We start from the raw sequence: 21,330 nt of genomic DNA on the forward strand, positions 1-21,330 counted from the left end.
ATATAGGTTTTTTTGGAAAAAAGAAACAGAAAAGATCAGGGTCGGGACGAGTTTTTTCGTACGTCTGTTTGCAAAGGTTTGGGGCAAGGCCGCGGAAAAACGCGGGAAACGATGATTACTGGTCCGGATTGGTGTTCAGGGCCAGCCCGCCCGAGGAAAAGGTCATGTTGCCGAGAGTGCCAAAGGTGGTGGCCTGCCGCACCTCGAAGGTGAGACGGCTGCCTGCATCAAGGCGGAATCTGCCACCGGTTTCCACCGGGGAATTTCCGGCCGTGGCCACGATCTTGTCGGAAGGGCCGTTGCTCCAGGTTCCTTCGAGCTCGTATTCACCGGCAGGGAGGTGATAGGCGCCGCCCGGGGTCCAGGGAATCAGCAGGGATTGCCCGTACGGATCGGCCAGACGCAGGGCCAGAACGCGCCTCGGCTCCACCTCGACCCGAAATTCGCTTCTGCGCACCCCCGGGGTTTCCCGGACCACGCGGTATTTTGCCACAAGGGTTTTCCCGTGCTTCATGCGGTACTTGTCCATGAAGTTGTCGGGATCAAGGATGATTTCCCAGCCCATGTCCTGGCCGTTGTTGGCCCATGGAATGGCGACGAATCCCTTGAAGTTGATGACTTCCTCTCGATGGCTGCCCCAGATGCCCTCCAGAATGAGCTGGTCGCCCTCGACTGCGCGAAGCACTTCGCCTTCACGAACAAAGGTCGGGTTGCCATTGAGCCAGCACACGAAAACCGGCTTGTCCCCGCCCGGGGATTCGGGCAGTCGTCCGGTCCAGTTGATCCGGGCCCGGGCCACGCGTCGGCCGTCGCTGCGCAGTTCCAGTTCGGAAAAAGGTTCAAGCACCATGCGCCGGGCATTCATGAGGTTGACGCCGGGACGGTCCGAAGCGAACAGGGCCAGCGTGGGCTCGAAGGTTTCCAACCCACCGGCGCGGGTTTCCACGGCAAGCGTGGCTCCCGGTGCCAGATTCAGGCTGCCTCCCCTCAGGCTCCTGCCATTCACTTGCACGTCCACGTTCATCCGGGCATAGGCGGAAATGTCCGCATCATTGATCGAGGGCGCCACAGCGTCCACGCCGAGGCGTTTCAGCAGCAGAACCGTGGCCGCGAGCTGATGCCGGACCTTCCAGTCGAGCTGGATGATGTCCTTGCTCACTTCGACGGCCATGGCCGGAATGCCGAGCTCGGACAGGGCGTAGCAGGTCAGGGATTTGCGCATTTCCGGGTAGTTCGTGCCCCGTTCGAAGGTACGGGTGTTGAAGAGGCGGAACTGATAGTCCCCGGTGGGAATGTGTCGATTCAACTCTTCAAGCACACCCTTCACGGTGTCGGCAAGGTCGATGGTCTTGTAGCGCAGGCTGTCGATGATGATGGATTGACCGTACCGCTTGGGATTGCGCATGGAATCCACCCATACCGGGGTGTAGAAGCCACTGCCCTCGTGCAGGTGGATGAACGCGTCGCTGCGGGAGAGCAGAAAGCGGATGACCCGGGCCACGCGGTCTTCGTAGAATCGGTTGTAGTCCTGATCGAACCGGCGGTTCATGTCCACGTTGACCTGCCGCGCGCGCAGGTTGATGGAGGGCACGTTGGCCCGGGGCAGGACGATCAGGTTGCCGCGAAGCGCCTTGACGCGGGAGAGAATCTGGGCCGTGACGAATCCCGAAGTCTCGTCGCCCTGAATGCCGCCCTGAACCATGACCGTGGGGCCGGGCAGGGCGCCTTCGATGTAGCAGACCTTCAGGGGGTATTGGGTGCCGCGGAAAAAGACGTGTTCCCACGAGTCGGCCATGGCCGGATGCACTGTCGCGATCAGGAGGAACAGCGCGAGAAAGATGACGCAGAACCGAAGCTGAGTCGATGCGGAAAGGACCGGATCGGCGAAGCGGTTTCGCCGAGTCCGGAATTCGGAACAATCCGGCCTAGGCCAGAATGTGGTAGAGAGGATAGGTTTCCGAGAAAATGACATTCCCTTCCTTGCCTTTTATGTCCAGCCGCAGCCCGAAGAGGTCCTTGCGGTCCATGCCGTCCGGCAGAAGAAACGTGGTGCGGATGCGCTTGAATCGCTGAATCTGGAATCCCAGATCACCCTGATTGGTTTTCGCCTGGACAAAGGTGCCGTCCTTCTTGACGAAAGTGAAGTCGCCCTGACCGGACATGGCCTTGGCCGCGTTGAGATTGTTCAGCTCGAAGGATACCGAGACCTTGCGGCCCACGATCTTGGCCTGCATGTTTTCCACGCCGACTTCGCGGGTGTCCACGCGGGTGAAGACCTTGTTCAGGTCCACCTCTTCCACTGGAGCCTGTTCCCTTGGCTCGGTCGTGGCAGCGGAGAGCAGGGATTGCAGTTCCGCAGGATCGTAGGATTTGAGAATCTTTTCCATGTTGCTGAGCCGTTCGAGGCGAACCTCGGCATCGACCAGCCGTTGTTCCAGATCCTTGTTTTCGTCCTGCAGCCCCACGTTCAGGGTATAGCCGCGCACGCCCGCATACAGGCCGATTCCGGCGCAGAGCAGGAGAAAGAATTGGGAAAGGAAAAACATGCGCAGCCAGAAAGGGCTGACGCGATAGCGCTTGACGTCGGTATCGTCGCGCATGAACAGGACGCTGTATTTGGAGTCGCTCATCTACTCCGTCTCCAGTGCTCGCTTTGAATCTTCCAGTCCCGACCACGGGGGGCGAGGACCAACGTCTTCACGCCCACATCCGAATAGCCGGAGGCATCACTGTATTTCTGCAGAAAATTCACTTTCAGGCCCCGGGGATGCAACGCGATTTCCATTTGCTCAACCTCCAGCTTAACAGGAGGTTTTTCTTCCCACAACGCCTTTTTGTACTCGGCGATGCGTTTCGGACCGCGCCGTCCGTCCTGCATGGCGTCGTCCGCGTAGCAGGTCGTGTACACATCGATGTCCGCACCTCGCCATGCCTCGGCCCACGTCCTGACCAGTTCCTCGGCCTGCGTGGAGACCCGGCTCAGGTAGCGGGGTTCGAGGTCCTGGGAAGCGGGGGTGAATTCCCGGCCCACGATGCGCCATTTTCCATCCGTGTCGCGCTGCCAGTAGAACCGCTTGCCGGTCTGGGAAATCAGACCGGTGGTGCGGTAGTACTGGTCGAACCACGTCACCCAGTAGTCCGGTCCGGGCATTACGTGGATGTTGTCCACCACTACGTGAATCCAGGGCTTGGCCGCGAACACGTTGCGCTTGTGCGCAGCAAAGTTGCGGAAATCGCTGTTCTCGGAGAGCGTCATCAGGGCGGGGTTGTAGTGGTCGAGGAAATCCTGTCCCTGCTTTTCCCAGTCCGAAGCCCAGATGCGAACCTGCTCGGCGAGTTCCTCGGCAAGCGGATCGTCCTGGTTGTTCTTCGGGGTCCATTTCAGGTCGCTGGCGATGAGCACCGGGGTGCCCGGTGTGATGTCATCCCCAAGGGCCTGAATGTCGGGATTCTTGAGGGCCACGCATCCGAGCGTATCGCGGGGGACAAGGGTCTTGCCCCGGCCATGCAGCCATATGCCGTATCCGGTCTTGCCCTTGATGCGATCCACCGGGTTCGGATAGTTCAGGGAATAGGCCACGTTGCCGTACAAGGTCCAGTCGAGCTTCCGCCCGATGCGTCCCCCAAGGAAATAGACCCCTTCCGGGGTGCGCATGTCACCCCGCACGAGCTTGTCGCCTTCGACCTGCCCCGTGGTGCAGGGGTAGCTTTCCTTCATGTGCAGGGGAGACCGCTGTTCCAGAAGGAACAGGGTCTGGGAAGCCTTGTCTATGGCGACAATGCGCTCCGGACCGAGACTGTGGGACGACAGGGTCGTCTTCCAGCCATCGGCCCGGACAGCGGAGGCGGCCAATAACAGTATGGTCAGGCTCCAGGCAATGACGCGCATGTCTCTCCACGGGCTCCTTGACGTTACTTGCCAGCGTCCTTGAGTTCCTGCCGGGTGAAGATGGAGCGCAGCTCCAACCCCGCATCCCGCAGGTTCTCGCGTCCGCCTTCGCCTCGATCCAGCACGCTCAGCACGGTCACGATCTCCAGCCCGGCGTCGCGCACACGCTCCGCAGCCGTGATCAGGGTGCCGCCGGTGGTGACCACGTCCTCGAGCAGGGCGACCTTGTCGCCGGGCTCGAAGTTGGACATTCCTTCCAGATACTGGCCGGTTCCATGGCCCTTGGCCTTCTTGCGAATGATGAATCCGGGCATGCCCCGGTCCTCCAGATGCGACACCACGGTCACGCTGGAGATCAGGGGGTCGGCGCCCAGAGTCATGCCGCCCACGCCCTTGACGTCCACGTCGCGGAGCATCTCGAAGAACAGCTTGCCGATGAGGTAGCTGCCTTCGGGGTGCAGGGCGGTCTGCTTGCAATCGAAATAGAAATCGCTCTTCTTGCCGGACGTCAGCGTAAAGTCGCCCTCCTTGTAGGAGCGCTCCAGAAGCAGCTTGGCAAGTTTGGTCTTCAGATTCTGCATGCTGTCCTTATTCTCCGAACACTCGTTCGAAGATGGTGTCTTCATAACGTTTGTAATACGAGGGGTCAAACGCGTCGTCAAGTTCGTTGGATGCCAGATGCGTCTTGATTTCCGCGTCCTTACGCACCTCGTCCTCGAACTGGAGCTTTTCGGCCCAGCAGACCATGGCCACGCGCTGGACCATTTCATAGGCCTTCTGGCGGCGAAGGCCCGAGGCGATGAGCTTGTTCAGAACCCGCTGGGAGTAGAAAAGTCCGAACGATCCGTACAGGTTGCGGGTGATGTTGTCTTCCTTGACCACCAGACGTTCCAGCACGCCGGCCATGCGGTTCAGGATGTAGTCCATGAGCACGGTGGAGTCGGGCATGATCACGCGTTCCACGGAGGAGTGGCTGATGTCGCGCTCGTGCCACAGGGCCTGGCTTTCCATGCTGGCAAGGGAGTTGGAGCGGACCACGCGGGACAGGCCGCACAGGTTTTCCGCGGAAATGGGATTCTTCTTGTGGGGCATGGCCGAGGAGCCCTTCTGCCCCTTGGTGAAGCCTTCCTCCACCTCGAGGACTTCGGTGCGCTGCAGGTGGCGCAGCTCCACGCCGAGGCGCTCGATGCCGCCAGCCATCATGGCCAGCGTGGTGAAGAACTGGGCGTAGCGGTCGCGCTGGACAACCTGGGTGGAATGCGGGTCCGGCCTCAGGCCGAGGATTTCGCAGGCGCGTTCCTCGATCTCCGGGGACAGGTGCGCAAAGGTGCCCACTGCGCCGGAGAGCTTGCCCACGCGGATGTTTTCGCATGCGGCTTCCCAGCGTTCGCGGTGGCGCTGGAATTCGGCGTGGAAGCCGGCGAACTTGAGTCCGTAGGTGGTGGGCTCGGCGTGGATGCCGTGGGTGCGGCCCATGCAGAGCAGGCCCTTGTGGCGATGCGCCAGTTCCTTGAGCACGTCCAGAAGGCGGTCGAGGCTCTTGGCGATGACTCTTCCGGCCCGGGTCAGGAGCACGCCGTTGGCCGTGTCCACGATGTCGGACGAGGTGCAGCCCAGATGAATGTACCGGGACGACGGTCCCACCTTTTCCTCCACTGCGGTAAGAAAGGCGATCACATCGTGCTTGGTGGTTTTTTCGATTTCCAGAATGCGGTCCGCGTCGAAGTCGGCCATTGTCCGGATATCGTTGATGGCCTTGTCCGAAATCTGGCCGTTTTCATGCCAGGCCTCGCAAACGGCCAGTTCCACTTCCAGCCAGACCCGGAACTTGTTTTCCAGAGTCCACAGCGCGGCCATCTCGGGCCGCGAGTACCGTTCAATCATGGCTCCCTCGCTTGACCGCCGGTCGGCGGTCTCTCTGTTACGGCCGGGCAAACCGTCCCCGGGACGGATCGTGCCTGACCGACCAAAAAAAAGGCAGCCGGGGCTGCCTTTTTCCGCCGCTATTGTGCGGAAGTCGTGGATGCCGAAGCAGCGCAGCCCCCGGTATCGGGTTTGGCTTTGCTGGCGGCGGCGTCCTTTTTGCCGTTTCCGTTTCCATTGTCCCCGCTGCCGGAAGCCCCGTTGCTGGGATTTTTTCCTGCATAGTCGGTGACATACCATCCGGAGCCCTTGAGGATGAACGAGGTGTTGGAAATGAGACGCCTGGAAACGCCCCCGCAATCGGGGCATTCCATGTCGTGTTCCTCAAAACCGGACTGCCAGTCCTCAAAGACTCGACCGCATTTTTCGCATTGATATTCGTAGATGGGCATTTCGCCCCTCCCCTCGGTTCACTGCACGATGCTTTCGAGTCGGCTCGCGTCGCTATTTGGCGGCAGCGGCCTTCGCTTCCCTGACCCTCGCCTTCAGAGCCTTGGCCCGGCGATGACGTTTGCGATCCAGTTCCTTCTTGCGTTCGTGCTTCTTGTGTCTGGCCATGAAAATGTCTCCTTGGATATTATAGCCCGAGCGGGCTTGTTTGCCTTTCGAGCCGCACTTCATATAACACCGCACTCGGGTTTGTCCAGTCCGGCATGCTCAGGTTTTTCCCAAAAACTCGTCTTTCCCCATAAAGACTTGACGCATCCGGATTTGATGACCATATTTCCACCCCGACAGCCTGTTGAATACCGATAATAAGGCCGGTTGTCCCGAAAAGCGGCTTGAAACCCCGTCCGTTTCCGGTGCGGAGCGACTTTTGCGGCGGAAAAAGGGGAGATTGGCGATTTTCGGCAACGGCCAACGCAAATTGCGAGGTTACCATGCTCAAAAGCGTCAGCGTGAAAAGCGCGGTCAGGGATGCGCTAGAAATCTTTCAGTTCGACCAGTGGCTCCGCTTCTATTTCGTCAAGGAAAAGGACGGTGGCCTCTGGATGAGCGTGTCCGAGGATGCGCTTGCCGACATCCGCGACAATCACCCCAGAATGGTGACTCTGGTCGAAATGCTCAATGAATCGGCCATTGACTACCGGACCTCCCAGGATACGGTCTGCTCCTTTGTGGGCGCGGAACTCGACGGTGCCAAGTATGACCCCGCCATCATGCCCAAGGTCTTCGACCACAGCGATTTCAAGATCGAGATGTACATGTTCAACCTCTGGACCAAGATGCACGAGGCCTACCTTGACGAGGAGTTCAAGAGCTTTTCGGAATGGAAGGAATGGTTCGGCGAATGGTCGGACATGGCCGAGATCAGGGAATATCGGGAAAAGCTGGTCAAGAGCGGTCAGGACCCCAACATTCCGTCCTGCTCCACTCCGCAATAGGCGGATTCGGCAAAGGGGCGGTCCGGACTCGGCAGGGCTGGGACGTCCAAGGGAATTCTCATCGGAAAAATCCGGGACCGGTGCGCATGGAAAAATGCGTGCCGGTCCCGTTTCTTTTGTGGTAGTTGAACGACCATTGCCACCCGGTTTCCCTGCTGTTCGGCGCGGCGAATTGCCGTGACAAGACCGTTTTCCGCGATCTGGTGTTGCGATCGACAAAAGTCTGGCCGGGTTTGTGCTTGAATTTATGTACAAAACGTGCGTAAGAAAAGAGATTGCATACATGCGAATCTCGGTGATTTCTCGACGAAAGCGAAACCGAAACAGGGGATGCCGGATATGAATAGGGTTGTGAAACGGATCGGAATGCTGTTGCCCGGATTGTGCGTGGCGCTGGTTCTGGCCTCGCTGGTCGCCTGCAAGGGCGGAGAGGACAAGAAGAAGGCCGTGGCTTCGCAGGAGACCGTGCCCATGAAGGTGGTCAAGGCCGAACAGCGGCCCGTGCAGGTCTGGGGGGAATTCGTGGCCCAGATCAATGCCAAGGCCACGGTGGACGTGCGCGCCCGCGTGGAGGGCTTTCTGCTCGAAAAGCATTTCAAGGAGGGCGACACGGTCGAGAAGGATCAGCTGCTTTTCGAGATCGATCCCCAAACCTATCAGGAGCAGATCAAGCAGGCTCAGGCCACGGTCAATTACAACAGGGCCAAGTTGAGCAAGGCGGAACGCGATTTCCAGCGTTTCGAAAAGCTGTTTGACGAGGGCGTGGTCAGCCGCGACGAGTTCGAGGTGCGTCAGACCGACATGGAAACCCTCAAGGCTTCACTTAGCGATTCTCAGGCTGCGCTTCGGGATTCGCAGCTTCAGCTTGGCTACACGCGCATTCATTCCCCGTTGACCGGAGTCATCGGCAAGGCCCATGTGGACGTGGGCAATCTTGTCGGACGCGGCGAAAACACCCTGCTTGCGACCGTGTCCTCCACCGACCCCGTGTACGTGAATTTTTCCATCAGCGAATCCGACTACGTGCGCGCCATGCGCAACCGCGAATTGCGCAATGCCCAGAACAAGGATGAAAACGCACTGCGCATCATCCTTGCCGATGGTTCGAAGTACGAGCACGGGGGCACGTTCGACATGGCCGACCGTGCGGTTGATCCCAGAACCGGAACCCTCGGCATCCGACTGACCTTTCCCAATCCGGACGGCCTGCTCAAGCCCGGCCAGTACGCCAAGCTGCGTGCGCTTCTCGACAACATCCCGGACGCGCTGGTCGTTCCCGCACGCGCCGTGGTGGACGTTCAGGGCGTGAAGTCGCTGTACGTTGTCGGCGAAGACGGCGTGGTCAAGAGCGTGCCGGTCAAGCTCGGCCCCGAGCAGCAGGACGTGGTTGCGGTCACGGAAGGCATCAAGGTCGGGGACATGATCATTGCGGACGGCGTGAGCCGCGTGCGTCCCGGCATCAAGGTCAAGCCCATCCCCGTGCCCATGTCCGACGGAGATTCGCAGAAGCAGCCGCAGGCGAACACGGAACAGGACAAGACCGAAACCTCGGGCCAGAACGGGTAGGTAGCCATGTTTGTCAGATTCTTCATCGACCGGCCCATCTTTGCCTCGGTCGTGGCCATCGTGATTCTTCTGGTGGGTACGCTGAGTCTGCTCTCCCTGCCCATTGCGCAATATCCGCAGATTTCGCCGCCGTCGGTGCAGGTTTCGGCCTCGTACACCGGCGCGAACGCTGAAGTCGTGGAAGAGGCGGTTGCCACTCCCATCGAGGAGCAGGTCAACGGCGCGCAGGATATGCTGTACATGAATTCCATCAGCTCGAACGACGGCCGCATGAATCTGACCGTCACCTTCGAGCTGGGACGCGATCTGGAGCTCGCCACTGTCGATGTACAGAACCGCGTCAGCCTTGCCCAGCCTCAGCTTCCGCAGGAAGTGCGCAACTCGGGCATTCAGGTCAAGAAGCAGTCCCCGGAAATCGTGCTCATCGTCAACCTGACCTCCAAGGAAGGCCAGTTCGACACCCTGTTTCTGAACAATTACGCCAAGATCAATCTGTATGACGCGCTCAAGCGCATTCCCGGCGTTGGCGACGTATCCCTGTTCGGCGATCAGGACTACGGCATGCGCATCTGGCTCGATCCGGACAAGCTCGCCACCTACGGCCTGACCGTGGGGGACGTGATCGGCGTGGTTCAGGAACAGAACGTTCAGGCCCCTGCCGGGCAGATCGGCATGCCCCCGGCTCCCAAGGGCCAGCAGTTCCAGATGACCGTTCGGGTCAAGGGCCGTCTGTCCGATCCGCAGGAGTTCGGCAACATCATCGTCAAGATGCAGCCCGATGGTTCCACCGTGCGCATCGGCGATGTGGCGCGCGTGGAAATGGGCGCCAAGAACTACTATACCTTCAGCCGTCTTTCCGGTTCGAACACCGCGTCCATCCTGATCTATCAGCTGCCCGGGTCCAATGCCCTGGATGTGGCCGATCAGGTGCGGTCCACCATGAAGGAGCTGTCCACGTATTTTCCGGACGGCGTGCAGTACACCATTCCCTACGACACCACCCGGTTCGTGAACGCGTCCATCGACGAGGTCATGGAAACCCTGTACGAGGCCCTTGTCCTCGTGTTTCTGGTCGTGTTCATATTCCTTCAGAACTGGCGCACCACCATCATTCCCATGGTCTGCGTGCCCGTCTCCCTGATCGGTACGTTCGCGTTGTTCCCGGTGCTCGGATTCTCCATCAACACCCTGACCCTGTTCGGTCTGGTGCTTGCCATCGGCATCGTGGTCGACGACGCCATCGTCGTTGTCGAGGCCACGCAACGCATCATCGACGAGGAGGGGCTCAGTCCCAAGGAAGCCACGAAAAAGGCCATGGCCGAAGTAACCGGTCCGGTCATTGCCAGTACGCTCGTGCTCATTGCCGTGTTCGTGCCTGTCGCGTTCATGGGTGGCATCACTGGCCAGCTGTACAAGCAGTTCGCCTTGACCCTGTCCGTGTCCGTGGCCATTTCGTCCGTGAACGCCCTGACCCTGTCCCCGGCCCTGTCCGCGCTGCTGCTTCGGCCCTATACGCCGATCCGCGGCCCGCTCGGCTGGTTCTTCGACAAGTTCAACGTGGTGTTCACCGCCGTGACCAACAAGTACAACGCGGTCGTGAGCGGACTGATTCGCCGCGCCCTCATGGGCATTGCCATCATCGGCGTGGTCACGGTCAGCTGCTGGGGCCTGTTCTCCATCCTGCCGTCCAGTTTCGTGCCGGACGAGGACCAGGGCTACATGATCATCAACGTGCAGTTGCCCGAGGGCGCGTCCCTCGAACGCACCGATGCCGTGGTCAGGAAGATCGAAGACTACCTCAAGGACGCTCCGGGCGTGTACAACTGGGTTGCGCTGGGTGGGCTGAACCTGCTCAACAGCGCCTACACCTCCTATGCCGCCACGGTCTTCGTCATTTTTGACGACTGGTCCGAACGTCAGACCCCGGAGCTCAGTTTCGACGGCATCAGGGGCCGGGCGCAAAAGGCGTTCATGAGCATTCAGGAAGCCTCGATCGTGGCGTTCGGCGCGCCGCCCATTCCGGGCCTGAGTTCCACCGGCGGCCTTCAGTTCGAATTGCAGGACCGCGCGGGCGGTACTCCCGAGGAGCTGTTTGCCGTGACCCGGGCTTATCTGGCCGAGGTGTCCAAACGGCCCGAGGTCACCGGCCTGTTCTCCACCTTCAGCACCAACGTGCCCCAGTTCTACGTGGAAGTGGACCGCGAAAAGTGCAAGAAGCTCGGCGTGCCCGTGAACGATGTGTTCCAGACCCTTCAGACCTATCTGGGTGGTTATTACATCAATGACTTCAACAAGTACGGGCGCACCTTCCGCGTCATGGCGCAGGCCGAATCCGAATTCCGGGGCAAGATCGATGATCTCGCCCAGTTCTACATGCGCTCGGGTGAGGGAGAGATGATTCCCTTGCGCACCGTGGCCAATGTGGAACGCATCACCGGGCCGGAATACATCCAGCGGTACAATCTGTTCAAGACTGCGGAAATCAACGCGGCCACGCCTCCGGGCTTCAGCTCGGGCCAGACCATGCAGGCCATGGAGGACGTGGCGCGGCAGACTCTGCCGCAGGGCTACGGGTTCGACTGGACCGGCATCGCCTACCAGCAGAAGAACTCGGGCGGGCAGACCGGCCTCGTGTTCGCGTTGGCCATCATCATGGTCTTCCTCGTGCTGGCTGCCCAGTACGAAAGCTGGGCCACCCCGTTCGCGGTCATCCTCTGCGTGCCCCTCGGCATTCTGGGGGCCATGTCGTCCCAGTGGATGCGCGGATTGGACAACAACGTGTATGCCCAGATCGGTCTGGTCATGCTCATCGGTCTGGCGGCCAAGAATGCCATTCTCATCGTGGAGTTTGCCAAGGAACGCCGCGAACAGGGCGCGTCCATCGTGGAAGCGGCCAAACATGCCGCGCATCTGCGGTTCCGCCCCATCCTCATGACATCCTTTGCCTTCATTCTCGGCGTCATCCCGCTGGTCACGGCCTCGGGCGCAGGCTCGGCCTCGCGTCACGCCCTCGGCACTTCGGTGTTCGGCGGCATGATCGCGGCAACCTGTTTCGGCGTGATCGTGATTCCGGCCCTGTATGTGGCCATCCAGCGTATTGCCGAGTTCCGGAAAAAGGTCCCGGAACCGGAGCCGCCAGATGACGACAAGGCGTAAAACAGGATATGACAAGACCCGGTGCTTCGGCATCGGGTCTTGTTTTTTGGGATGCCTTCGGCGACCCTCCCGGGGGGCGGGCGCTGCCCAGACCCGCCAAGGAGCAAGGCCCCTTGGATCCCCATTCCGTTTCAGGGATCGGCAAGGCCCGATCCCTGAAACAGGTTGTTCGAGATTAGGAGGGTTTGTTTTTGAAGGAAATTTTGTCGGAGGGTACAGTCTTGACAGATTGGCTGGCAACGATTGTCTCGTGTCAGGTGGTCGGAAAGGTCCGGGGAATGTCTCGCCAGAGCATTCCCCGGACCTTTCCGACCACCTGACACAAATGGAGTCGAGGGGCCTTGCTCCTTGCGGGTCCAGGGCAGCGCCCTGGTCTCCCCGAAGGGGCCGCCGGAGGCCGCTTTCTTCTTCATTGCATCCGTCCTGGAAACCATGCATGTTGGAAGAATGAATATTACCAATGCGATTCTGGGTGTTGAAGGCAGTCCGCGAAAAAGTGGCAACTCCCACCATCTGCTTCAAGCCGTTCTGGATGGAGCTGCCGGGCGTGGCGGTGCGGCAAAGAGCGTTCACCTGCGGGATTATCGGTACGAGCCGTGCATCGGGTGCGAGAAATGTCGCAGGGACAAGATATGCACGCAGTTTCATGACGGCATGAGCCTGCTGTATCCCGAGTTGGTGAGCAGCCGCGGGCTTGTTCTCGTTTCTCCGGTGCACAACTACAATATCACGGCATGGATGAAGGCATTCATTGACCGGCTGTACTGCTTTTACGAGTTCAAGGACACCCGGCCACGCCAGTGGTCCAGCAATCTTGCCGGGCAGGGACGGAAAGCAGTGATCGCTGCCATTGGCGAGCAGGAGGACCTGAGGGACATGGGCTTTGCTCTTGAGGCCATGCGCATGCCTCTTGAAGCCCTGGGGTACGAGATCGTTGCCGAGATTCCCATCATGCGGATATTCGATCGCGGCAGGATCAAATCCTACCCGGAGATTCTGGAAAAGGCGGTGCAAAGCGGGGCCTTGCTGGCTGAGGCATTGGCCTCGGATGTGGCGTGAGCGGAAAAAGCCTTTCGGCTTTGCTGGTGCGGACGTGAAAAGGGCCGCGACGAGTGCATTCGTCGCGACCCTTTGCGCAATGCGTATGTGATTCGGACTAGTTCAGTTCCAGTCCCCAATTCTGCCAGACCTGAGTGCGCCAATCCGCAAAGGCCTGAGCGAATCCGTCCAGAGGCAGTTCGATCTTTTCACCGGTCTTGCGGTTCTTGGCTTCGATGATGCCGTTCTTGAGGCCCTTGCCGCCAAGCACGAGCTGCATGGGGTAGCCCACGAGATCGGCGTCCGCGAACTTCACGCCCGGACGTTCCTTGCGATCATCGTAGCACACGTCCACGCCCAGAGCGCGAATTTCCTCGTAGAGTTCCTCGGCCTTGGCGTTGACGGCCTCATCCTTGCCACCAAGGGAAATGAGGCAGGCTTCGAAGGGCGCGATGGAGGGCGGGAACACGCAACCGCCATCATCGTTGTTCTGCTCGATGGCGGAAGCGATGATGCGGGACACGCCGATGCCGTAGCAGCCCATGATCATGGTCTGGGACTTGCCGTTCTCGTCCAGATAGGTGGCGCTCATCTTTTCGGAATACTTGGTGCCGAGCTTGAACACGTGGCCGACTTCGATGCCCTTGGTGAACTCGATTTCGCCGCCGCATTCCGGGCAGTGGTCGCCTTCCTGAATCACGCGCAGGTCGGCGAACTTCTCGATGTTGCAGTCGCGGCCAAGGGAGAGGTGGCGCACATGGGTGTCGGCCTTGTTGCCGCCTGCGATCCAGTCCGTGGCGAGACAGAGCTCGTTGTCCGCGAACACGCGCACGCCCTCCTTGAGGGAGTGCGGTCCGGCAAAGCCCACGGGCGCGCCCGTGATTTCCTTGACCAGAGCCTCGTCCGCAAACTCGATCTCATTGCCGCCGACCAGATTGCGCAGCTTCACGTCGTTGATTTCGCGGTCGCCGCGAACCAGTGCGGCCACGGGTTCGCCGTCCACCACGAAGAGCAGGGTCTTGACCAGTGCGGAGGCGTCCACGTTCAGGAACTTGCAGACTTCCTCGACCGTGTGCTGGCCTGGGGTCGGCACTTCCTCGATGGCCGGGCATTCCGCGTCGCACAGGCATTCGCCCTGCGGAGCCGTGACCTTGGCCTTTTCAAGGTTGGCTGCGAATTCGCAGGCCTTGCACGAGGCAATGGTGTCTTCGCCGGTATCGGCCAGCACCATGAATTCATGGGAAAAGTCGCCGCCGATCGCGCCGGAGTCGGCCTGGACCGGCTTGAAGCGCAGCCCGATGCGGGAGAAGATGCGCTTGTATGCCTCGAACATGTTCCAGTAGGAGGCCTCTGCGCCCTGCTCGTCACGGTCGAAGGAATAGGCGTCCTTCATCACGAATTCGCGGCCGCGCATCAGGCCGAAACGGGGCCGGATTTCGTCGCGAAACTTGGTCTGAATCTGGTACAGGTTCACGGGAAGCTGCTTGTAGGAGCGGATTTCGCCGCGAATCAGGTCGGTCATGACCTCTTCATGCGTGGGGCCGAGGCAGTAGTCCCGGTCGTGGCGGTCATGAAAGCGGAGCAGTTCCTTGCCGTAGTAGTCCCAGCGGCCGGTTTCGCGCCACAGGTCCGCAGGCTGGACCATGGGCAGGAGCACTTCCATGGCTCCGGCGCGGTCCATTTCCTCGCGCACGATGGCTTCGACCTTGTTCAGGGAACGCAGGCCAAGGGGCAGAAAATTGTAGATGCCGCTGGTGAGCTTGCGGATCATGCCCGCGCGGATCAGCAGCTTGTGGGAGATGACCTCGGCCTCGGAGGGCGCCTCCTTCAGGGTCGGAACATAGTATCGGGAAAGTCGCATTTACTTGTTTCTCCTTTCTTGCAGAAAGCTCTGAATTTCTCTCATGAATTCGGGCAGCAGGTTGCCTTTGCCCTTGACCTTGCGGACAACCTCGCCCTTGCGGAAAATTATGCCCAGATCGCGGCCTCCGGCAATGCCGATGTCGGCCTCGCGTGCTTCGCCCGGGCCGTTGACCACGCAGCCCATCACGGCCACGGTAAAGACTTCCTCGACTCCGCGCAGGGCCTCTTCGACCTGTTCGGCAAGGGATATGAGGTCGATTTCGGTTCTGCCGCAGGTGGGGCAGGAAACGATCTCCGGGCCGCGTTCGCGCAGGCCGAGCGAGCGCAGGATTTCCCAGCATACACCGATTTCGGCCACGGGGTCGTGGGTCAGGGATACGCGCATGGTGTCGCCGATGCCCTCGGCAAGCAGGAGTCCCAGACCGACGGACGATTTGACCGCACCCCGGACAAGGGTGCCTGCTTCGGTCACGCCAATGTGCAGGGGATAGTCGCATTTTTCGGACATGAGCCGATACGCGGCAACCGTGGTGAGCACGGACGAGGACTTCAGGGAAATCTTGGTGTCATGAAAGCCGCGCTTTTCCAGCATGGCCACATGCCGCAGGGCGGAGTCGACCATGGCTTCGGGCGTGGGACCGCCGTACTGGCGGAGCAGGTCCTTTTCAAGGGAGCCGCCGTTCACGCCGATGCGGATGGGGGCTCCCTGATCTGCGGCAGCGCGTACAACCGCGTCCACCTTGTTCTCGCCGCCGATGTTGCCTGGGTTGATGCGCAGCGCATCCATGCCCGCCTCAAGCGAGGACAGGGCCAGACGGTAGTCGAAATGGATGTCCGCCACCAGCGGAACGGGCGATTGGGCACGGATTTGTCGAAGTGCCTGTGCGGCTGTGTCATCGGGAACGGCAAGGCGGACGATTTCGCAGCCTGCCTCGGCCAGTTGGTTGATCTGGGCCAGTGTAGTCTGCACGTCGCGGGTGTCGGTGTTGCACATGGACTGGACCCGAACCGGGTTGTCTCCGCCGATGCCCACGCCGCCGATGCTTACGGCCCGTGTTGGCTTGCGTTTCATAAGGGCAGAGACGTTACTTCATTTCCCGGCGCAAGCCAAGCGTGGCGCGCAGGAGTGGCCCGTGGCTTGCCAGTGGAAAGGACGTATGCGTATCGGTTTGAAAGTGCAGAAAAAAAAGCCCCGGTTCGCAGGAACCGGGGCTTTGACGTTCATGTCAGCGGCAGGGAATTACTTCCTGCCTTTTTTCTTGCCCTTCCTGGGAGCAGGCTTGGCAGCCTTTTCCGTGGTCGGGGCAGTTTCTTCCTTGGGCTCCTCGACCTTGGCCTCGGGAGCAGGTTCGGCCTTGGCCTCGGGAGCAGGCTCGGGCTTGGCCTCGGGAGCAGGCTCGGGCTTGGCCTCGGGAGCAGGCTCGGGCTTGGCTTCGGCCTTTGCCTCGGGAGCCGGGGCAGCCTTCTTCTTTCTGGGCTTGGGCGGCTCGCCGTGTTCGGTCATCATGATCTTTTCGACCAGAGGCTTGCGATGCACATCCTTCATGTGGATGGCCTTGACCGGACAGAGGTCCTCGCAGATGCCGCAGTAGATGCAGGCGTGCGGGTCGCATTCCCACAGGCCCGTGGACTTGTCCACCACGATGCATTGGGACGGACACTTGCGCGAGCAGGTGCCGCAGAAGATGCATTTTTCGATGTCGATGTACAGCTCGCCCCGGTATTTCGGGAACGGGTCCCGAACCTCGAACGGGTATTTGCGCGTCGCCGGCTTGGAGAGCAGGTTCTTGAGTACGTTGGGCGTAAACAGCATATCGGTCCCTCCTTAGCGTTCTGTGCAGCTGATGCACGGGTCGATGGACAGGACGATAACCGGTACGTCCGCCAGTTCGCATTCCGGAAGCATGGTCAGCAGCGGCGGAATGTTGGCGAAAGTGGGCGTCCGGATACGCAGGCGTTCAAGGTGCTTGGTGCCGTTGCTGCGGATGTAGTACATGCACTCGCCGCGAGGCTGTTCCACGCGGGTGTAGATTTCGCCACCCTCGGGCGGATTGCCCTTGACCTTCACGTTGATGTCTCCCTCGGGCAACTTGCTGATGGCCTGGCGTACGAGATCGATGGACTGGAGCACTTCGCGGAAGCGCACCGTGGAGCGCGACCAGCAGTCGCCGTCCGGCTCGACAACGGGTTCGAAGTCGAGCTGGGAGTAAGCACCATAGCCGAGCATGCGGGCGTCCTGAGCCACGTTGGAACCACGCAGGGTCGGACCGGCCGCGCCGAGTTCGATGGCCTGCTCCGGAGTCATGACGCCGATGCCCTTGGTCCGGGACTTGACGGTGTAGTCGTCCAGAATGGTGGGCTGGATCGCCTTGAGCTGCTTTTCCACGTCGTCCAGCTCGGTCAGAATCCAGCGAATCTGGTCCGGGCTGAGGTCGGCGCGGACGCCGCCGATTACGTTCACGGACACGATCACGCGGTTGCCCGCAGTGGCTTCGTTGATGTCCATGATCTTTTCACGGATTTTCCAGAACTGCATGAACAGGGCTTCGAAGCCGAACGCATCGGCAAAGAGGCCGAGCCACAGCAGATGGCTGTGCATGCGGTGCAGTTCGCTCCAGACGATGCGGAGCAGCTCGGCGCGAGGCGGAACCTCGATGTTCATGAGCTCTTCGATGGTCTGGGAGTAGCAGGTGGCGTGAATCATGGAACAGATGCCGCAGATGCGTTCGCACACCTGAATCATGTGATGGTAATCGCGAATGGAACAGAGCATTTCCAGACCGCGATGGATGTAGCCAAGGGCCGGGACAGCTTCCTTGACGATTTCGTCCTCCACCTTGAGCGTCAAGTGAATGGGCTCGGGCAGGACGGGATGCTGCGGGCCGAAAGGAATAACAGTACTCGCCATATCGGCCTCCCTAGTTTTTCGGCTCGATCTTGACGTTGTTCACCAGGGGAACCGTGGTGACTTCGGAGTCAAGAAGGAGGGTGCGGTTGAAGTCAACGACCAGACCGTCGAACTTGACGTTCCACTGGTCCTGGATTTCGTTCTCGACGAGCATGGCGCAGAAGTAGACGCCGGAAACGCTCGGAATGGGCTTTTCCTTGTCCACGACCAGACGCAGATGCGCTTCATCGAGATCCTTATCGAAATGGTACATGATGCCCAGTTCCTTCTCGCCCACTGCGTAGGTGCTGAAGGTCACGAGCCTGTACCCGTCGTTTTTCATCTTCATGACTTCGTTGACGATGGCGTCAACAGTCACTTCGGTAACATTGCTTATCACGGCGAATCACCTCTTTGAGGAGGGCCTAACCGGCCTCTTCCACCTTTTGCGCGAACTTCTGGAGGCCAGCGACCACACCGTCAATGATGGCTTCGGGCTTGGCCGGGCAACCGGGCACGTAGACATCCACGGGGATGACCTTGTCGATGCCGCCCACCACGTTGTAGCAGTCGCGGAACACGCCGCCGCTGTTGCCGCATGCGCCGATGGCGATGACGGCCTTGGGTTCGGGCATCTGATCGTAGAGGTTCTTGAGTACCTTCTTGTTGCGGTGGTTTACGGTGCCGGTGACCAGGAGCACGTCCGCGTGCTTGGGGTTGCCGACGTTGACGATGCCGAACCGCTCGATGTCGTAGAGCGGTGTCAGGCAGGCCAGTACTTCGATATCGCAGCCATTACAGCTCCCGCAATCAAAGTGCATGATCCACGGGGATTTGGCGCGAGACTTCTTGATGAACGAGCTGAACATAGTGGTTACCCCGCGTACAGCCAGATGAGGTTAACAACGGACATGCCCATGCCGATGAGCCAGACGCGCTTGAGCATCCAGCGCCAGGTCATGCGGGCCATGGTGTTGTCCACCAGCACTTCGAGGAAGTATGTGGCGACCAGCAGAACGGCCATCCACACCACGTTGGTGGACCAGAAGATCGCACACAGGCCGAGGACCAGAATGGTCTCGTACCAGTGGGCCAGTTCGACCAGACCCAGATAGGGACCGGAGAACTCGGTCAGGACGCCCTTGACGAGCTCCTGATGGCCGTGATGCGAAGTGGAGAAGTCGAAGGGCGACTTCCGCAGCTTGATGGTCAGGGCATATCCCAGCGCGATGTACAGCAGGGGCAGTTTGGCCAGCATTGGGGAATCCAGGGCCCAGACAGCTTCGAGCTTGAAGCTGCCGGTGGTCAGGAAGATGCCCACGAACACGAGGATCAGAATCGGCTCGTAAGCCAGAATCTGGATCAGCTCGCGCTGTGCGCCGACCTGGGAATAGGGCGACTTGGCGGCAAGTGCACCCATGACCAGAAACACGGCGCCGATGGCCTGCACAAAGAAGATCAGGAGCAGGTCGCTCTGGGCGAAGAACAGCCCCACGGACACGGCCGCGGCGATCATGTACACCCATGCGCAGAGAACCTGCCACTGGTTGACGACCATTTTTTCCTTACCGAACAGCTTGGCCACGTCATAGAAGGGCTGCAGGATGGGCGGGCCCTGACGGGATTGGAACCAAGCGGTCAAGCGCCTGTCGAGTCCGGCGATCAGGCCGCCGAGCACGGGAGCGATGATGATACCGAGTATTGCGAGAATGATAGCTTTCATTACAGCGCCCCTCCCATCATGAGCACGATCAGGGCTATGGCTACTGCATTCGCGGCTGCGGTGATCTTGTTTTCACCGAAAAGCTCGCCGAGATACATGTTTCCGGCCGAGAAGGACACGGGCTGGTCCATGGGGCCGTTGTAGCTGCCGGGAGTTTCAACATTGGAACCGGATACGTAGGGAGCCACTTCCTTGGCCTTGCGCCAGCCCGAGGTGGCCTTGAGCGCGAAGAGCAGGCCCACGCCGAGGACCAGGAACAGCGGGTAGACAGCGAAGCCGCCCTGCGTGCTGGAGAGCACGCCGAGGCTGACCTGGAAGGGAGCGCCTTCCGGGAACAGGGGGGCGATCAGGCCGGAGTAGATCACCGGAGCAATCAGGGCCAGAACCACGGAGCCGATGACAAGGATGGTCAGGGGCAGACGGGTCAGGGTTGCCTGGGATTCGGGCTGTGCGCCGCGTTCACGGGTGCCCATGAGCAGGCCGCCCCAGCGGGCCCAGTACACGACGGTCAGGGCGGAGCCCATGGCCATGAGCACGACCGGGATCAGGAACTGGGAAGCCGCCTCGATGGCCATCCACTTGGACATGAGCACGCCGAACGGAGGGAGCAGCATGGTCAGGATGCCCACGATGGTGATGACCGTGGTGCGGGGCATGCGGGCGTACAGGCCGCGCATGTCTTCCACGTCCCGGGAACCGATGCCGTGTTCGATGGTGCCCACGCAGAGGAACAGCAGGGACTTGGACACGGCGTGGAAGATGATCAGCATGATGGCTGCGGTGATGGCCAGCGGAGTGTTGATGCCGGCACAGGCGATGATCAGGCCGAGGTTCGAGATGGTCGAGTAGGCCAGAATCTTCTTGCCGTTGGACTGGCCGATTGCCAGCGCGGCACATGCCACGAAGGTGAAGGCTCCGCAAAGCGCGATGCCGTAGCTGAGGAAGGTTCCGGCATAGGCCGGGGCAAACCTCAGGATGACGTACACGCCAGCCTTGACCATGGTGGAGGAGTGCAGCAGCGCGGAGACCGGGGTCGGAGCGACCATGGCGCCGAGCAGCCAGCTCTGGAACGGCATCTGTGCGGCCTTGGTGAAGCCTGCCAGACAGATGAACCCGAGGCCGGTGAGCATGATGGCGCCCTGCGGGCCAGCGGCCAGAATCGCCTGAATGGAGACCGTGCCGAGCTTGGCTTCCATCAGGATCATGCCGATGACGAAGGCCAGACCGCCGAGGGAGTTCATCCACAGGGCGCGGGTGGCGTTCCTGGTGGCGATTTCGGTTTCGTCATGCCCGATGAGCATGAAGGAACAGAACGTGGTCACTTCGAAGAAGAAGTAGAGCCACAGGATGTTGTTCGCCAGGACCAGGCCGTTCATGGCTCCCAGGAACAGCACCAGAAAGAAGAAGAAGCGGGGCTGCTTGGACTTCGTCAGGTGCAGATGCTCTTCGTGCTCCTTCATGTACGGGATGGCGAAGATGCAGATGAGGGAACCCACGATGGAAATGATGGCCACCATGATCAGGGACAGGTTGTCCCCGTACAGTGCCGGAATTTCCATGCCGTGGTCGATGGTTGCTTCAAGCCAGAGCAGCAGCACGAACTGGGCTGCCACGAAAATCTGGATGAGCAGGTTTTTGAGTTTCAAGCCGTAAAAGAACATGATCACGAGCAATGCGAAATCCAGGACAGTGATCAACACGTCCCAGCTCATGATACCGAGGAACGAACCCGGAGAGTACGTGAACTCTCCCTGGGCCAGCAGGCCCAGCGATGCCACCGTCAGAATGGCTCCTGTGGCGGTCACCGTCAGGCTCCGTACCGCGCGCGACCGCACAAAATAGCAAACCAGTGCGGCGGCAACGGGCAGGAGAATGAGAAGTAACAGCAGATTCGACATGA

19 protein-coding genes are annotated in these 21,330 nt (G+C 60.3%); 5 read left to right on the forward strand and 14 right to left on the reverse strand.

The window, feature by feature from the left end; genetic code table 11:
* Nucleotides 1-115 precede the first annotated feature (115 nt).
* The 6 genes from MPN23_RS16085 to MPN23_RS16110 all read right to left on the reverse strand — a co-directional run bounded on the left by MPN23_RS16085 (nucleotide 116) and on the right by MPN23_RS16110 (nucleotide 6,204).
* Nucleotides 116-1,795 (reverse strand): M14/M99 family metallopeptidase, encoded by a 1,680-nt coding sequence (locus MPN23_RS16085; protein ID WP_243545254.1) that lies wholly within the window; start codon nucleotides 1,793-1,795, stop codon nucleotides 116-118.
* 130 nt (nucleotides 1,796-1,925) lie between these two features.
* Nucleotides 1,926-2,630: a hypothetical protein gene (locus MPN23_RS16090; RefSeq protein WP_243545255.1), complete on the reverse strand. Its 705-nt coding sequence runs from the start codon at nucleotides 2,628-2,630 to the stop codon at nucleotides 1,926-1,928.
* The gene (locus MPN23_RS16095) at nucleotides 2,627-3,889 is read right to left on the reverse strand and encodes a L,D-transpeptidase Cds6 family protein (RefSeq protein ID WP_243545256.1); all 1,263 of its coding nucleotides are present in this window, start codon (nucleotides 3,887-3,889) and stop codon (nucleotides 2,627-2,629) included. The genes MPN23_RS16090 and MPN23_RS16095 overlap by 4 nt, the downstream gene beginning before the upstream one ends.
* 23 nt (nucleotides 3,890-3,912) lie before the next feature.
* Nucleotides 3,913-4,470 (reverse strand): orotate phosphoribosyltransferase, encoded by a 558-nt coding sequence (gene pyrE / locus MPN23_RS16100; protein ID WP_243545257.1) that lies wholly within the window; start codon nucleotides 4,468-4,470, stop codon nucleotides 3,913-3,915.
* A gap of 7 nt (nucleotides 4,471-4,477) precedes the next feature.
* On the reverse strand, nucleotides 4,478-5,773 hold the full coding sequence (gene purB, locus MPN23_RS16105; RefSeq protein ID WP_243545258.1) for an adenylosuccinate lyase: 1,296 nt from the start codon (nucleotides 5,771-5,773) through the stop codon (nucleotides 4,478-4,480).
* A gap of 119 nt (nucleotides 5,774-5,892) precedes the next feature.
* Nucleotides 5,893-6,204, reverse strand: coding sequence for an FmdB family zinc ribbon protein (locus MPN23_RS16110; RefSeq protein WP_243545259.1), 312 nt, complete (start codon nucleotides 6,202-6,204; stop codon nucleotides 5,893-5,895).
* A 489-nt stretch (nucleotides 6,205-6,693) separates the two neighbouring features.
* Here MPN23_RS16110 and MPN23_RS16115 point away from each other — a divergent pair, with 489 nt between their 5' ends.
* From MPN23_RS16115 to MPN23_RS16130, 5 genes are all read left to right on the forward strand, one after another.
* The gene (locus tag MPN23_RS16115; RefSeq protein ID WP_243545260.1) at nucleotides 6,694-7,197 is read left to right on the forward strand and encodes a hypothetical protein; all 504 of its coding nucleotides are present in this window, start codon (nucleotides 6,694-6,696) and stop codon (nucleotides 7,195-7,197) included.
* A 351-nt stretch (nucleotides 7,198-7,548) separates the two neighbouring features.
* The gene (locus MPN23_RS16120; RefSeq protein ID WP_243545261.1) at nucleotides 7,549-8,763 is read left to right on the forward strand and encodes an efflux RND transporter periplasmic adaptor subunit; all 1,215 of its coding nucleotides are present in this window, start codon (nucleotides 7,549-7,551) and stop codon (nucleotides 8,761-8,763) included.
* A 6-nt stretch (nucleotides 8,764-8,769) separates the two neighbouring features.
* On the forward strand, nucleotides 8,770-11,919 hold the full coding sequence (locus tag MPN23_RS16125) for an efflux RND transporter permease subunit (protein WP_243545262.1): 3,150 nt from the start codon (nucleotides 8,770-8,772) through the stop codon (nucleotides 11,917-11,919).
* 341 nt (nucleotides 11,920-12,260) lie between these two features.
* The gene (locus tag MPN23_RS17245) at nucleotides 12,261-12,398 is read left to right on the forward strand and encodes a hypothetical protein (protein WP_424450058.1); all 138 of its coding nucleotides are present in this window, start codon (nucleotides 12,261-12,263) and stop codon (nucleotides 12,396-12,398) included.
* Nucleotides 12,367-12,978, forward strand: coding sequence for a flavodoxin family protein (locus MPN23_RS16130; protein WP_243545263.1), 612 nt, complete (start codon nucleotides 12,367-12,369; stop codon nucleotides 12,976-12,978). The genes MPN23_RS17245 and MPN23_RS16130 overlap by 32 nt, the downstream gene beginning before the upstream one ends.
* 97 nt (nucleotides 12,979-13,075) lie before the next feature.
* Here MPN23_RS16130 and MPN23_RS16135 read toward each other — a convergent pair whose 3' ends face one another.
* The 8 genes from MPN23_RS16135 to MPN23_RS16170 form a co-directional block, all read right to left on the reverse strand.
* Nucleotides 13,076-14,818 (reverse strand): proline--tRNA ligase, encoded by a 1,743-nt coding sequence (locus MPN23_RS16135; RefSeq protein ID WP_243545264.1) that lies wholly within the window; start codon nucleotides 14,816-14,818, stop codon nucleotides 13,076-13,078.
* Nucleotides 14,819-15,892, reverse strand: coding sequence for a flavodoxin-dependent (E)-4-hydroxy-3-methylbut-2-enyl-diphosphate synthase (gene ispG / locus MPN23_RS16140; RefSeq protein WP_243545265.1), 1,074 nt, complete (start codon nucleotides 15,890-15,892; stop codon nucleotides 14,819-14,821).
* 168 nt (nucleotides 15,893-16,060) lie between these two features.
* Entirely contained in the window at nucleotides 16,061-16,633 is a 573-nt protein-coding gene (locus tag MPN23_RS16145) for a 4Fe-4S binding protein (RefSeq protein WP_243545266.1), read from the reverse strand.
* Nucleotides 16,634-16,645: 12 nt separating this feature from the next.
* Nucleotides 16,646-17,728: a hydrogenase large subunit gene (locus MPN23_RS16150; protein WP_243545267.1), complete on the reverse strand. Its 1,083-nt coding sequence runs from the start codon at nucleotides 17,726-17,728 to the stop codon at nucleotides 16,646-16,648.
* A gap of 10 nt (nucleotides 17,729-17,738) precedes the next feature.
* Entirely contained in the window at nucleotides 17,739-18,056 is a 318-nt protein-coding gene (locus MPN23_RS16155; RefSeq protein WP_424450078.1) for an NADH-quinone oxidoreductase subunit C, read from the reverse strand.
* Nucleotides 18,057-18,132: 76 nt separating this feature from the next.
* On the reverse strand, nucleotides 18,133-18,576 hold the full coding sequence (locus MPN23_RS16160; protein WP_243545269.1) for an NADH-quinone oxidoreductase subunit B family protein: 444 nt from the start codon (nucleotides 18,574-18,576) through the stop codon (nucleotides 18,133-18,135).
* A gap of 5 nt (nucleotides 18,577-18,581) precedes the next feature.
* Nucleotides 18,582-19,430: a respiratory chain complex I subunit 1 family protein gene (locus tag MPN23_RS16165; RefSeq protein WP_243545270.1), complete on the reverse strand. Its 849-nt coding sequence runs from the start codon at nucleotides 19,428-19,430 to the stop codon at nucleotides 18,582-18,584.
* Nucleotides 19,430-21,328, reverse strand: coding sequence for an NADH-quinone oxidoreductase subunit 5 family protein (locus tag MPN23_RS16170; protein ID WP_243545271.1), 1,899 nt, complete (start codon nucleotides 21,326-21,328; stop codon nucleotides 19,430-19,432). Before MPN23_RS16170 ends, MPN23_RS16165 begins: the two co-directional genes overlap by 1 nt.
* Nucleotides 21,329-21,330 lie beyond the last annotated feature (2 nt).

This window comes from Pseudodesulfovibrio tunisiensis, assembly GCF_022809775.1.
In the GTDB taxonomy this organism is placed as follows: domain Bacteria; phylum Desulfobacterota; class Desulfovibrionia; order Desulfovibrionales; family Desulfovibrionaceae; genus Pseudodesulfovibrio; species Pseudodesulfovibrio tunisiensis.

Bases quoted from the DNA above. Each gene is read 5' to 3' on its own strand.
- MPN23_RS16085 (WP_243545254.1), bottom strand. From the start codon at position 1,795: ATGGCCGACTCGTGGGAACACGTCTTTTTCCGCGGCACCCAATACCCC.
- MPN23_RS16090 (WP_243545255.1), bottom strand. From the start codon at position 2,630: ATGAGCGACTCCAAATACAGCGTCCTGTTCATGCGCGACGATACCGAC.
- MPN23_RS16095 (WP_243545256.1), bottom strand. From the start codon at position 3,889: ATGCGCGTCATTGCCTGGAGCCTGACCATACTGTTATTGGCCGCCTCC.
- pyrE (WP_243545257.1), bottom strand. From the start codon at position 4,470: ATGCAGAATCTGAAGACCAAACTTGCCAAGCTGCTTCTGGAGCGCTCC.
- purB (WP_243545258.1), bottom strand. From the start codon at position 5,773: ATGATTGAACGGTACTCGCGGCCCGAGATGGCCGCGCTGTGGACTCTG.
- MPN23_RS16110 (WP_243545259.1), bottom strand. From the start codon at position 6,204: ATGCCCATCTACGAATATCAATGCGAAAAATGCGGTCGAGTCTTTGAG.
- MPN23_RS16115 (WP_243545260.1), top strand. From the start codon at position 6,694: ATGCTCAAAAGCGTCAGCGTGAAAAGCGCGGTCAGGGATGCGCTAGAA.
- MPN23_RS16125 (WP_243545262.1), top strand. From the start codon at position 8,770: ATGTTTGTCAGATTCTTCATCGACCGGCCCATCTTTGCCTCGGTCGTG.
- MPN23_RS16130 (WP_243545263.1), top strand. From the start codon at position 12,367: ATGAATATTACCAATGCGATTCTGGGTGTTGAAGGCAGTCCGCGAAAA.
- MPN23_RS16135 (WP_243545264.1), bottom strand. From the start codon at position 14,818: ATGCGACTTTCCCGATACTATGTTCCGACCCTGAAGGAGGCGCCCTCC.
- ispG (WP_243545265.1), bottom strand. From the start codon at position 15,892: ATGAAACGCAAGCCAACACGGGCCGTAAGCATCGGCGGCGTGGGCATC.
- MPN23_RS16145 (WP_243545266.1), bottom strand. From the start codon at position 16,633: ATGCTGTTTACGCCCAACGTACTCAAGAACCTGCTCTCCAAGCCGGCG.
- MPN23_RS16150 (WP_243545267.1), bottom strand. From the start codon at position 17,728: ATGGCGAGTACTGTTATTCCTTTCGGCCCGCAGCATCCCGTCCTGCCC.
- MPN23_RS16155 (WP_424450078.1), bottom strand. From the start codon at position 18,056: ATGAAGATGAAAAACGACGGGTACAGGCTCGTGACCTTCAGCACCTAC.
- MPN23_RS16160 (WP_243545269.1), bottom strand. From the start codon at position 18,576: ATGTTCAGCTCGTTCATCAAGAAGTCTCGCGCCAAATCCCCGTGGATC.
- MPN23_RS16165 (WP_243545270.1), bottom strand. From the start codon at position 19,430: ATGAAAGCTATCATTCTCGCAATACTCGGTATCATCATCGCTCCCGTG.
- MPN23_RS16170 (WP_243545271.1), bottom strand. From the start codon at position 21,328: ATGTCGAATCTGCTGTTACTTCTCATTCTCCTGCCCGTTGCCGCCGCA.